Source organism: Micromonospora phytophila (assembly GCF_023656545.1).
Taxonomy (GTDB): Bacteria; Actinomycetota; Actinomycetes; order Mycobacteriales; family Micromonosporaceae; genus Micromonospora; species Micromonospora phytophila.
In genome coordinates, this window is the sequence record NZ_JAMOKF010000178.1 from 1 (window position 1) to 11,344 (window position 11,344).

The window sequence follows — 11,344 nt, forward strand, 5'->3', positions numbered from 1 at the left end:
CACGCTCGGGCCGACCCGCGGCGCGGCGCACACCACGACCTCCTGACCGCCCGCGTCGGCGGCGACGGGGGTGAGACCGTCGGGCGGGCGGCGGGGGGACGGGATCCGGGCGGGCACGGACGGCGGGCTGAGGGTGCGACCGCGCCAGAGGTAGCCGCCGGCCAGCAGGGTGGACAGGCCGACGAGGGCGAAGAGCAGGCGGTAGTCCAGCACGCCGACGAGCAGGGCGCCGGCACCGATGGAGAGCGCCTGCGGGCCGCTGATCACCGCCTCCGAGGCCGCGGCGACCCGGCCGAGCAGCCCGGGCGGGGTACGCCGCTGGATCAGCGTGTGCAGCCCGACCATGGTCAACGGCAAGGACACCCCGGCCAGCAGGACCGCGACGAAGCCGAGCCAGAGACTCGGGTACGTCAGCGCCAGCGCGGCCGGCCCGAAGAACGCCACCCCGGCGGCGAGCGTGCCCACCTCACCGGCGCGGCGGACCACCCCCGGCGAGAGCAGCCCACCGACCAACCCGCCGATCCCCTGCACGGTGACCAGCACGCCGACGAACGCGGCGTCCCGACGGAGCCCCTGGTCGACGTACGCGAAGATCAGTGATTCGCTGAAGCCCATCACCAGCGAGCCCAGCCCGTAGCCGAGCAGCGCCCGGCGCAGCGCCGGCTCCCCGGCCAGGTGCCGCAGGCCGGCGCCCAGCTCGGCGGGCCACCGCAGCTCCGGCCCGGCGGGTGGGTTCTCCGCCACCCGCAGCATGCCCACCACGACGGCCGCCGCCAGGAAACCGGCCATCCCGATCGCCGCCAGCAGCCACCCGCCGACGGCCGCGTAGACCCCGGCGCCGGCCAGCGGGCCGATCAGCCGCAGTCCCTGGCGCACGGTCTGCAGCACCCCGTTCGCCTCGGCCAGCTCCTCGATCGGGACCAGTTGCCGGATCAGGCCGCTGAGCACCGCGCTGAGGGTGATGTACGACAGGCCGTAGAGCGCCGCCACCGTGTAGATGATCCAGACGTCGGCCCGGTCCCGAACCGCGAAGAGCGGGGTAAGCAGCACCGCCGTCGCCAGGTTGGCCGCCACGAAGAAGGGGCGTCGCGGGTAGCGGTCGACGAACCAGCCGACCAGTGGAGCCAGCGTCATCGGCGCGATGATCGCGAAGATGGTGGCGCCGGCGAGCCCGTCCGACCCGGTCAGGTCCTTCACCCAGATGGCGAGCGCGAGCAGCAGGATCGACTCCGCGGCCATGCTGGCCAGCAGGCCGCCGAAGAGCAGACGGAAATCCGGGCGGCGCAGGACGGTGCGCATGGGTCCCTCCGGCGGGCTGGTACGCGCCTGCGGCGCGCGGGGGTGACGCGGACGGGTCCGGACGCCGTCGTGCCGGCCGTCGCACCCTTCCACGGTCCTCTTTTCTGCAAGACACGCCCCCGCCGGAACCGTCGGCGGGGGTTGCGCCGTCCATACTGACCGTGGGGGGCGAATTTCATACAGTTACCGTCGCGTCCGCGGCGGTCGACGGGAAAAGAGGACGCCGTGCCTCCTGCCTCACCCAGCCCGATCCTGCGCCGCCGCAGGTTGGGCACCGAGTTGCGCCGGCTGCGGGAGACAGCCGGTCTCACCGGGGACCAGGTCATCGAGCGGATCGGCTGGGCATCCGCGTCCAAGCTGTCCCGCCTGGAGAACGGCCGCAGCCGCCCGGACCCGGACGACGTCCGCGTCCTGCTGGATCTCTACGGGGCCGACGCGGCGCTGCGCGAGGAGTTGCTCGGCATCACCCAGGAGGCCGGCGACATGCGCGGCTGGCTGAAGAACTACCCGGTGATGACCCAGCAGCAGCGCAGCTTCGCCGAGCTGGAGGCGGGCTGCGCGGAGATCTCCGAGTACAACCCGGTGCTGGTGCCGGGGCTGCTCCAGACGCCGGGCTACGCGGGGGTGCGGATCGCCTCGGCCCGGCAGGTCGGCGAGGAGGCCGGTGACCCGGAGGGCACGGAGGACATCGACACCGAGGTACGCGCCCGCCTGGCCCGGCAGTCGCTGCTGACCCGCACTCCCGACGCGCCCCGCTACACGGCGGTGCTGGAGGAGGCGGCGCTCGGCGGCCGGGCGGGGCCGCCCGAGGTGCTCCGGGAGCAGCTGGTGCAGCTCTGCGACCTGGCCCTGCTGCCGAACGTCACGCTGCACGTGCTGCCACGGGACACCCAGATCGGTGGCTGGTACCTGCCGCCCACCGCGTTCTCGCTCTACCGGTTCGCCGACCCGCTCGACCCGGAGACGCTGGCCATCGAAGGGGGGTTCACCGACGTCATGTCGACCGAGGCAAACGCCCTAAATCGCTATAAAGTAGTGTTCGAGTGGTTATGCACGGCGGCGCTCTCCGCATCGGACACCCTCTCCTGGCTCATCGAAGCGACGGGACGGCTGACCGACACGGCGACGGCGCCCACAGTGGCGTACGGGTCGACAATGGCGCCGACCCAACGCCGCCGGCACTCCGGACGCCTGACGGAACGGTGATCCACGGGGGACCCCACCGTCGGGTCGTGCGGCGCCACTCGTTCCATCGGTGCAGTTCACCTCAGGAGTGAAACGATGAACGAGATCCACAACACCCCGTCCGTCCGCGCGCAGTTGGCGGATGCCCCGTGGCGTACCAGCACCCGCAGTCAGACCTCGAACTGCGTCGAGGTCGCTCCGCTGCGTACCGGCCCGGCCGCGGTGGCCCTGCGTGACAGCAAGGACCGGGGCGGTCCGGTGCTGCTGTTCAACCGAGCGGGATGGCTGGGCTTCATCACCGGCGCGAAGAACGGACAGTTCGATCTGAACTGATCGACCGAGCGTCACGGGGCCGCCGGCACGGAGCCGGCGGCCCCGTCGTGTCTCCACCCACCCGACCCCGCTGACCAGGGATCCACTGATCGGACGAGGCTCGAGACAAAAAGTCGCGTTTCACTTGCTGGGACGACCACCGGGCGTAACATGACGACGAAGTGACGTGGAACTTCCACCCACAGTCAGCTGTCGCGGTTCATCCGGAGACCCTCATGCGGTTCCTGATCGTTCGCACCGACATTCGCGCCGCCGCCGACGTGGACATCGTCGCCGCCTGGGCCGGCGGATCCCGCCTGCGGGACGAAACCACCACGCCCGAACCGCGCCGGCAGATCGTGCACGCCGAGGACCGGGACGCCGCGTTGCTGCTGGCCCGGGCCCTCGCCACGGTGGGCGCGGTCAAATCCGGCCGGCAACGGGTCAAGGTGCTCCCGCTCGACGCTCCGCAGCCCGGCTGGCCCGGGTCGCCGGGCGACCCCGGCAGCTGACCGGCAGACGTCCGTCGTGGCCGGACCGGCTCCCCCGCCGTGTTCCTTGCCCCAGCCGACCACGACGGTCCGTGTTCCCGGCCCGTGGCCGTCGCGGCAACGACGGCCACGGGCCGGGACCGCACGACCGGTGGACCGGCACCGCGTGACCGGCCGAGTGGCTCACACGTGACCGGCCGAGTGGCTCACGCGTGACCGGCCGAGGGGCTCAGCAGTGGCCGTCGAGCCAGCGGTGGATCAGGAACAGCGCGATCGACGACGGCGGGGGCAGCACCAGCCGGGCGTCGCCGCCCACCTCGACCGCCCGCCCGGCCAGCGCCGCCCCGATCTCCGTCCGGGAGAACCACCGGGCGTCCGCGATTTCCGTCGGGTCGACGTGGACCGGGTGCTCCGGGTCGGCGGTGGCGAGGAAGCCCAGCATCAGCGAACCGGGGAACGGCCACGCCTGGCTGCCCACGTACGAGATTTCCTCGACCGCGACGCCGACCTCCTCGCGGACCTCGCGCAGCACCGCGGCCTCGGCCGACTCGCCCGGCTCGACGTAGCCGGCCAGGCAGGAGTACCGGCGTTGGCCGGAGCCGTGCGGCCAGGCGGCGTTGTTGCCGAGCAGGCAGCGCCCGTCCGGGCCGGCCACGCCGTCGTGCACCAGCACGATCATCGCCGGATCGGTACGCGGCCAGATCCGGTCCCCCGTCCCGTCCACCCGCGACCAGCCGGCCTCGTCCACCTCGGTCGGTTGCCCGGTGGCCGAGGAGTAGCGGTGCCGCAGGTGCCAGTTGACCAACGCCAGGGCCGTGGTGAAGAGCCCGGCATCCCGGTCGCCGAGCAGGTGACCGACCTCCCGCAGGTGCGCCGCCCTGGTCCCGGGCAGCGTCGGCAGCGGGGCGTCCACCGCGAACACCGGCACCCCGTCCGGCTCGACGCCGAGGAAGATCGGGGACGGCGCCGCCGGCAGGTCGGCCGATTCGCTCAGCACCAGCACCGGCGGGGAGGCGTCGGTACGCACCAGCGCCCGGCCCTCGGCGGTGGAGTCGAGCACCAGCACCCGGGCCCGGCTCCAGGCCTGCGCCAGCCACCCGGGGTCGGTACGCCGGTGCGCCGCCCGGTCGAGCGTGGAGCGTGCCAGCGGCGGCGCGACCTCCCCGCTCACGCCGCACCCCGACCGGCCGGCCCGACCGCACCGCGGGTCGCCGGGCCGACCGGCAGCGCCCAGGTCACGGCTGCACCGGCTCGGTGACGACGGGGGTCAGCGCGGCGAGCTGCGGCGCGATTCGCTCGGCGTCGCCCAGCACCACGGTGACCGCGCGGGCCGGGGCCAGGTAGCGGGCCGCCGCCTCGGCGACGTCGGTCACGGTGGCCTTCGCCAGCCGGGCGGCGTGCTCGGCCAGGAAGTCCAGGCGCAGCCCGTTGCCGGCGTACGCGCTGGTCAGCGAGGCGAGCCCGGCCTGGGTGGACATGCCGAGCTGGAGGGTGCCGAGCGCGTACTGGCGGGCCTGCTCCAGCTCGTCGGCCCTGACCGGCAGCGACGCCAGCCGGCCCAGCTCGTACGTCGTCTCCAGCAGCGCCGGCCCGGTCACCTCGGTGGCCACCTCGGCGGCGGCCACCAGCACCGACCCGGCCACCGAGTGCTCGACCAGGGAGTGCGGCCCGTAGGTGTAGCCCTTGTCCTCGCGGATGTTCTCCACCCAGCGCGAGGAGAAGTAGCCGCCGAAGATCAGGTTGGCCAGTTGCAGCGCGGCGTGGTCCGGGTGGGTGCGCGGCACCGCCGGCAGCGCGATCCGCAGCGACGACTGCACCGACCCGGGCCGGTCGACCAGCAGCAACGGGCCGGGCTGCAGCGGCGGGGCGGGCGGCAGGTCGGCGGTGTGCCCGGTGCCGTTCCACCCGGACAGCGCCTGCTCGGCGGCGTCCAGCGCCCGCTCCGGCTGCACGTCGCCGACCAGCACCAGCACCGCATCGGCCGGGTGCACCCGCTGGGCGTGCAGCGTCCGCAGCACGCCCGGCCGGACCGACCGGAGCTGCTCCGGCTCCGGGGTCTGCACCGCGTACGGGTGCTTGCCGTAGATCCGCTTGAGCAGGGCGGTGCGGGCCAGGTGCGCCGGCTGGCTCTGCGCGACCTGGATCCGGTCGATCAGCCGGTCCCGCTCGGTGCCGACCCAGTCGGGCGGATAGGTGGCCCCGGTCAGCACGTCGGCGAGGATCTCCAGCATCCGGTCCAGCCCGGTGACCAGCCCGGCCCCGGAGAGCATCAGCCGGTCCGGGTCGACCCCGGCCGACAGCCCACCGCCGACCTTCTGCAGCTCGGCGGCGACCTGGGTGGCGGAGTGGGTCTGCGTGCCGGAGAGGATGGTCTGCGCGAGCATCGCGCCCCGGGCCAGCGGCGCCCGGCCGAAGGGCATCCAGAGCCGCAGCTCGACCAGCGGGACCGCCGGCCGGCGTACCGCGATCACGGTGAGCCCGTTGCCCAGCGTCCGCTCGCCCTGCTTCGGCAGCTTGAGCTTGCGGGTCGGGCCGAGCGGCGGCAGCGACCGCGGCCCGGCCTGCGCGGTTGCCGTCACCTTGCCCTTCTTCGTTCGCGACTGCGGGGCTCGCACACCCGGCTCACTCCTCGCGCTCACCGGCATTCCTTCGTTCGCGACTGCGGGGCTCGCAACCTTGGCTCACTCCTCGCGCTCACCTGGCACCTCCGGGGATGACCTCGATGGACGCGCGGCGCTCCGGCCGTAGGGTGGCGGCGGCGGCGCGGACCTGCTCCTCGGTGACCTCGCCGACCAGCCGGGGCAGCTCGTTGAGCAGGCCCGGCTCGCCGCGCTGCTGCTCCAGCACGGCCATCTGCAGCGCCCGGCCGAGCACCGCGTCGGTGTCCCGCAGCAGGTGGGTCGCCATCCGGGCCTGGGTGCGGGCCAGCTCACCGTCGGTGAGACCGTCGGTGGCGAGCCGGTCCAGTTCCTCGTCCATGGTGCGCAGCACCTTGTCGACGTCCCCGCCGGGCGGCAGGTGGGCCTGGAGCAGCAGCGCGGTGGGGTCCCGCACGTCGAACGGGTCGCCCATGAAGCCGAGGTAGCCGCCGAGGCTGGTCACCGACCGGTCCCGCTGGACCAGCCGCTCGACCAGCCGGGAGGCGTCGCCGTCGGTGAGCACCTCGGCCAGCACCACGTAGGGCAGGTAGCCGGCGAAGTCGGTGACCGGGTCGGGCACCCGCCAGGCCCCGGCCACCGCCGGCAGCGGGGCCAGCTTGTCGGTGTACGAGGTGCGCCGCTCGGCGGCCAGGTCGGGCTCGGTGAAGTCGGGCCGCTTCGGGGCGGGGCGGGCCGGCACGTCGCCGAAGTGCCGCTCGATCAACGCCGTCGCCTCGGTGACGTCGACGTCCCCGCTGACCGCCAGCACGGCGTTGCCACTGGCGTAGTAGCGCCGGAAGAAGTCGGCGGCGTCGGCGACGGTGGCCGATTCCAGGTCGTCGAAGGAACCGTAGCCGTCGTGCGCGTTCGGGAAGGTGTCGAACATGACCGGCGGCAGGGTCAGCCAGGGGAACCCGCCGTACGGCCGGTTGAGCACGTTGACCCGGATCTCCTCCTTGACCACGTCGACCTGGTTGCGCAGGTTCTCCTCGGTCAGCCGGGGGCCGCGCATCCGGTCGGCCTCCAAGAAGAGCGCCCGCTCCAGCGCGTTGCTCGGCAACGTCTCGAAGTAGTCGGTGTAGTCCAGGTGGGTGGAGCCGTTGAAGGTGCCGCCGGCACCCTGCACGTGCCGGAAGTGGGCCAGCTTCTCCAGGTTCTCCGAGCCCTGGAACATCAGGTGCTCGAAGAGGTGGGCGAAGCCGGTACGCCCCTCGGGTTCGGAGCGGATGCCGACGTCGTAGACCACCGCCACCCCGATCACCGGGGCGCTGCGGTCGGGGGTCAGGACCACCCGCAGGCCGTTGTCGAGGGTGAACCGCTCGACCGGGTATTTCGTCGCTGGAATTCTGGCTCTCCGCGTCGGCACGTGATCGACCCTAGCGCGTCGCCACCTCCGGCACCGGCGACCTCGGGGCAGCGGCCGGCCGCGTCCCCGTCGCGGATCGGACGGCGGTCCCGACGGCCGGTCGGTGGACCCGGCTAAGCCTATTCAACAGGTGGGAATTGCCGGGATGTTGGCACGATCGCGTCCCGGATAGTGGATGGGTCTTGACGCAGCCGGGCGGCTGCCCCAGTCTTCCTACCAACTAAGTAGGAATACTGCGGATTGGATGGACGATGAGACGGCTCCCCTGGCGTCGGCTGCTCTCCCTGGCCACCGTCGCCGTCGTCGGCACGGCGACCCTGGGCACCGCCGCCGCGTGCGGCGACGACAGCGAGAGCGCGGGTGGCGGGTCCGGCCCGGTGACCCTGCGGCTCGGCTACTTCCCCAACATCACCCACGCACCGGCCGTCGTCGGCGTCGAGAAGGGCATCTTCGCCGAAAAGCTCGGCAGCGACGTCAAGCTGGAGACGACCACCTTCAACGCCGGGCCCTCGGCCATCGAGGCGATCTTCTCCGGGGCGCTCGACGCCACGTACATCGGTCCGAACCCGACGGTGAACGCCTTCTCCAAGTCGAAGGGCGAGGCGATCCGGGTCGTCTCCGGCGCGGCGTCCGGCGGCGTCGCGCTGGTGGTGAAGCCCGGCATCACCTCGGCCGAGCAGTTGCGCGGCAAGAAGATCGCCACCCCGCAGCTGGGCAACACCCAGGACGTGGCGATCCGCTACTGGCTCAAGGAGAAGGGGCTGAAGACCACCAAGGAGGGCGGCGGTGACGTGACGATCGTCCCGCAGGAGAACGCCCAGACGGTGGAGACCTTCGGCAGCGGCGCGATCGACGGCGCCTGGGTGCCCGAGCCCTTCGTCTCCCGGCTGGTCAACGCCGGCGGCAAGGTGCTCGTCGACGAGCGCGACCTCTGGCCGGACCGGAAGTTCGTCATCACCAACCTGATCGTCAGCACGAGGTTCCTCAAGGCCCACCCGGACGTGGTGAAGAAGCTGGTGGAGGGGCAGGTCGCGGCGAACGAGTTCGTCAACGGCAAGCCGGACGAGGCGCAGCAGGCCATCTCCGGCCACATCGGCAAGATCACCGGCAAGCCGTTGGACCTCAAGCTGATCAAGCAGGCCTGGCCGACGTTGGAGTTCACCAACGACCCGATCGCCTCGTCGCTGAAGACCGGGCTCGACCACGCCGTCGCGGTCGAACTCACCAAGCCGGTCGACCTGGACGGGCTCTACGACCTGACGTACCTCAACGAGGTGCTCAAGTCCGGCGGCAGGCCCGAGGTCAGCCTGCCATGACGTCGACCACGACGACGCGGCGCAGCGCGACCGGCTCGGTCGCGCTGCGCGGCGTGACCAAGGTGTACGGGCGCGGCGCGAACGCCGTCCTCGCCCTGGACGGGGTCTCGCTCGACGTCGCGCCCGGAGAGTTCGTCTGCCTGGTCGGCGCCTCCGGCTGCGGCAAGAGCACCCTGCTCAACCTGGTCGCCGGGCTCGACCGGGCCAGCGGCGGGGAGATCACCCTCGACGAGGGGGTCAATCCGGGCCTGATGTTCCAGGAGCCGGCGCTCTTCCCCTGGCTGACCGTCGAGGGCAACGTCGAGGTGCCGCTCAAGCTGCGCGGGCTGCCCCGGGCCCAACGGCGGGAACGGGTGGCGGAGCTGCTGCGCACCGTGCACCTGGCCGACTTCGGTCGTAAGCGCCCGCACGAGCTCTCCGGCGGCATGCGGCAGCGCGTCGCGCTGGCGCGCACCCTCGCCCTGGACACGCCGGTGCTGCTGATGGACGAGCCGTTCGGCGCCCTGGACGCGATGACCCGGGACATCCTGCACGACGAGCTGGAACGGATCTGGACCGAACGGCGGCTCACCGTGCTCTTCGTGACGCACAACGTCCGCGAGGCCGCCCGGCTGGCCGACCGGATCATCCTGCTGTCCAGCCGGCCGGGCCGGATCCTCTGGTCCACCGAGGTGGACGTGCCCCGGCCCCGACGCATCGACTCCCCGGAGGTCTCCGCCATCGCGGCCGAGGTCACCGACCGGCTCCGTACGGAGGTGGGCCGCCATGGCCAGTGACACCCTCACCACCGGCCCGCGTACCGACGCGGAGATCACCGGACTCGACGCGCTGGACCTCGCCGGCCGGGAGCAGGGTCTGTCCCGGCTGCGCCGGCTCTGGTCGGCCACCTGGCCGAAGCTCGCCGCGCTGGGGCTGGCCCTGGCTGTCTGGCAGGCGGTGGTCTGGACCGGCTGGAAGGACCCGTGGGCGCTGCCGGGCCCCGGCCCGGTCTTCGCCGACCTGGGCGGCTACCTGCTCAGTCCGATGCTCTGGGACGGCCTCGCGACCACCGGCCGGCGGGCCGCCGTCGGCTTCGCCGCCGCCATCGCGGTCGGGCTGGTGATCGGGCTCGGGGTGGCCCGGGTCCGGGTGCTCCGGGCCGCGCTCGGCTCGATGATCACCGCCCTGCAGACCATGCCGTCGATCGCCTGGTTCCCGCTGGCGATCATCCTCTTCCAGCTCAGCGAGGAGGCGATCTTCTTCGTGGTGGTGCTCGGCGCCGCGCCGTCCATCGCCAACGGGGTCATCCACGGCGTGGACTACGTGCCGCCGCTGCTGCTGCGGGCCGGCCGCAACCTGGGCGCCCGGGGCGTCAACCTCTACCGGTACGTCATCGCGCCGGCCGCGCTGCCGGCGATCGTCGCCGGGTTGAAGCAGGGCTGGGCCTTCGCCTGGCGCAGCCTGATGGCCGGCGAGCTGCTGGTGGTGATCGCCACCCGGACCTCGATCGGCGCCCAGCTCACCTACGCGCGGGAGTTGAGCGAGACGACCCGGCTGATCGCCATCATGATCGTGATCCTGGTGCTCGGCCTCGTGGTCGACTCGGCCTTCGGGGCGGCGGACAAGGCGATCCGGCGCCGCTGGGGCGTGCTGGACCAGGCCGGTCAGTGACGTGTACGTCTCCGCGCGCAGCGACTACGCGCTCCGGGCCATGCTCGCCGTCGCCGACGCCGCCCACGAACCGGCGGGCGGCGGCGAGCTGGTCAAGGCGGCGACCCTGGCCGACAGCCAGGAGATCCCGCTGAGCTTCCTCCAGGGCATCCTGGTCGACCTGCGCCGGGCCGGTCTCCTGCTCAGCCACCGGGGCACCGAGGGCGGCTACGCGCTGGCCCGACCTGCGGCGGAGATCAGCGTCGGCGACGTGCTCCGCGCGGTCGGCGGATCCCTCACGACCGTACGCGGACTGCCGGCCGACCGGGCCGGCTACCAGGGGGTGGCCACCGGGCTGCGGGACGTCTGGCTGGCCGTGCACGGGGCGATCGCCCTGGTGGTCGACCGGACCACCCTCGCTGACCTGCTGGCCACGGGGGCGGGCGCGCCCCGACCCGCACCCACCGACCGCGTCCGCTCGGCCGACGCCCGCGGCTGAGCCGGCGGGTTCAGCCGGCGGTGGAGACCGGCCGCCCGGTCGGGCTGTGCAGCTCGACCGGAGCGGCCGGCGCGGCTCCGTCCGGCGTGGCGTGCCACGGCGTGAACACCGCGACCATGGCGAGCAGCAGCCCGGCGAGCGCCACCGCGACCACCAGCAGCAGTTCGCGCAGCGCCCCCGAGCCGGCATCGCCCGCCATGGCCACCCCTCCCGCGCCGGGCGGTCCGCCCGGCTCTTCCCCCGCCCTCAGCCTCGACCATCGGCGGGCGTCGGCACAGTCGCCGATCGGACGCAATCCGCGCTGATTCTCGACTCAGCAGCCGGGGCTCGGAGCGCGGCCGGAGTGAGCGGCCCGCCCCGGCACCGCCGCCCACCTCGAATCCGGCGGGAGCCTGCCCGGGCGGAAAAAGCGACCCGCCCGGGAGGCGTGGATGCCTCCCGGGCGGGTCGTACTACCGGGCTCTCAGGCCCGCAACGTGGTCACCCCGACGTGGAAACGGGGTGCCGGCGGGCCGGCGATCAGGCCGTACGGGGACGGCGGGCGCGGCGGGGGCGACCCGACGCGCGGTGCAGACCGCGGGCGGCATCGGAACCCCGGCCACCCGACC

At 73.2% G+C, this 11,344-nt stretch carries 12 protein-coding genes; 7 read left to right on the plus strand and 5 right to left on the minus strand.

Annotated features, from left to right (window positions below; all coding sequences use genetic code 11):
- Positions 1–1,299 (minus strand): MFS transporter (locus NCC78_RS19875; protein WP_250796195.1); only part of this gene is annotated, 1,299 nt, incomplete at its 3' end.
- Between the two features lie 225 nt (positions 1,300–1,524).
- On the opposite strand from NCC78_RS19875, the gene NCC78_RS19880 reads away from it, so the two are divergent.
- The 3 genes from NCC78_RS19880 to NCC78_RS19890 all read left to right on the plus strand — a co-directional run bounded on the left by NCC78_RS19880 (position 1,525) and on the right by NCC78_RS19890 (position 3,308).
- On the plus strand, positions 1,525–2,505 hold the full coding sequence (locus NCC78_RS19880) for a helix-turn-helix domain-containing protein (protein WP_250796196.1): 981 nt from the start codon (positions 1,525–1,527) through the stop codon (positions 2,503–2,505).
- 75 nt (positions 2,506–2,580) lie between these two features.
- A complete protein-coding gene (locus NCC78_RS19885) occupies positions 2,581–2,817 on the plus strand; it encodes a DUF397 domain-containing protein (RefSeq protein WP_250796197.1) in 237 nt (78 codons plus the stop codon).
- Between the two features lie 215 nt (positions 2,818–3,032).
- Positions 3,033–3,308, plus strand: a complete 276-nt coding sequence (locus tag NCC78_RS19890) for a hypothetical protein (RefSeq protein ID WP_250796199.1) — start codon at positions 3,033–3,035, stop codon at positions 3,306–3,308.
- A gap of 208 nt (positions 3,309–3,516) precedes the next feature.
- Here the strand turns inward: NCC78_RS19890 and nudC are convergent, their stop codons facing one another.
- From nudC to NCC78_RS19905, 3 genes are all read right to left on the minus strand, one after another.
- A complete protein-coding gene (gene nudC, locus NCC78_RS19895) occupies positions 3,517–4,458 on the minus strand; it encodes an NAD(+) diphosphatase (RefSeq protein ID WP_250796200.1) in 942 nt (313 codons plus the stop codon).
- 64 nt (positions 4,459–4,522) lie between these two features.
- Positions 4,523–5,866: a M16 family metallopeptidase gene (locus tag NCC78_RS19900; RefSeq protein ID WP_250796201.1), complete on the minus strand. Its 1,344-nt coding sequence runs from the start codon at positions 5,864–5,866 to the stop codon at positions 4,523–4,525.
- A 115-nt stretch (positions 5,867–5,981) separates the two neighbouring features.
- Complete coding sequence (locus NCC78_RS19905; RefSeq protein WP_250796203.1) at positions 5,982–7,292, minus strand: M16 family metallopeptidase; 1,311 nt, start codon at positions 7,290–7,292, stop codon at positions 5,982–5,984.
- 251 nt (positions 7,293–7,543) lie between these two features.
- On the opposite strand from NCC78_RS19905, the gene NCC78_RS19910 reads away from it, so the two are divergent.
- The 4 genes from NCC78_RS19910 to NCC78_RS19925 are packed head-to-tail and all read left to right on the plus strand — an operon-like array spanning position 7,544 to position 10,736.
- Positions 7,544–8,608, plus strand: coding sequence for an ABC transporter substrate-binding protein (locus NCC78_RS19910; RefSeq protein ID WP_250796205.1), 1,065 nt, complete (start codon positions 7,544–7,546; stop codon positions 8,606–8,608).
- Entirely contained in the window at positions 8,605–9,384 is a 780-nt protein-coding gene (locus NCC78_RS19915; RefSeq protein ID WP_250796207.1) for an ABC transporter ATP-binding protein, read from the plus strand. The genes NCC78_RS19910 and NCC78_RS19915 overlap by 4 nt, the downstream gene beginning before the upstream one ends.
- On the plus strand, positions 9,374–10,258 hold the full coding sequence (locus NCC78_RS19920; protein ID WP_250796208.1) for an ABC transporter permease: 885 nt from the start codon (positions 9,374–9,376) through the stop codon (positions 10,256–10,258). Before NCC78_RS19915 ends, NCC78_RS19920 begins: the two co-directional genes overlap by 11 nt.
- Position 10,259: 1 nt before the next feature.
- Entirely contained in the window at positions 10,260–10,736 is a 477-nt protein-coding gene (locus tag NCC78_RS19925) for an RrF2 family transcriptional regulator (RefSeq protein ID WP_250796210.1), read from the plus strand.
- A gap of 10 nt (positions 10,737–10,746) precedes the next feature.
- On the opposite strand, the gene NCC78_RS19930 is transcribed toward NCC78_RS19925, so the two are convergent.
- Positions 10,747–10,935, minus strand: coding sequence for a hypothetical protein (locus NCC78_RS19930; RefSeq protein WP_250796211.1), 189 nt, complete (start codon positions 10,933–10,935; stop codon positions 10,747–10,749).
- Between the last annotated feature and the right edge of the window lie 409 nt (positions 10,936–11,344).

Bases quoted from the DNA above. Each gene is read 5' to 3' on its own strand.
- NCC78_RS19915 (WP_250796207.1), top strand. From the start codon at position 8,605: ATGACGTCGACCACGACGACGCGGCGCAGCGCGACCGGCTCGGTCGCG.
- NCC78_RS19890 (WP_250796199.1), top strand. From the start codon at position 3,033: ATGCGGTTCCTGATCGTTCGCACCGACATTCGCGCCGCCGCCGACGTG.
- NCC78_RS19885 (WP_250796197.1), top strand. From the start codon at position 2,581: ATGAACGAGATCCACAACACCCCGTCCGTCCGCGCGCAGTTGGCGGAT.
- NCC78_RS19930 (WP_250796211.1), bottom strand. From the start codon at position 10,935: ATGGCGGGCGATGCCGGCTCGGGGGCGCTGCGCGAACTGCTGCTGGTG.
- NCC78_RS19910 (WP_250796205.1), top strand. From the start codon at position 7,544: ATGAGACGGCTCCCCTGGCGTCGGCTGCTCTCCCTGGCCACCGTCGCC.
- NCC78_RS19920 (WP_250796208.1), top strand. From the start codon at position 9,374: ATGGCCAGTGACACCCTCACCACCGGCCCGCGTACCGACGCGGAGATC.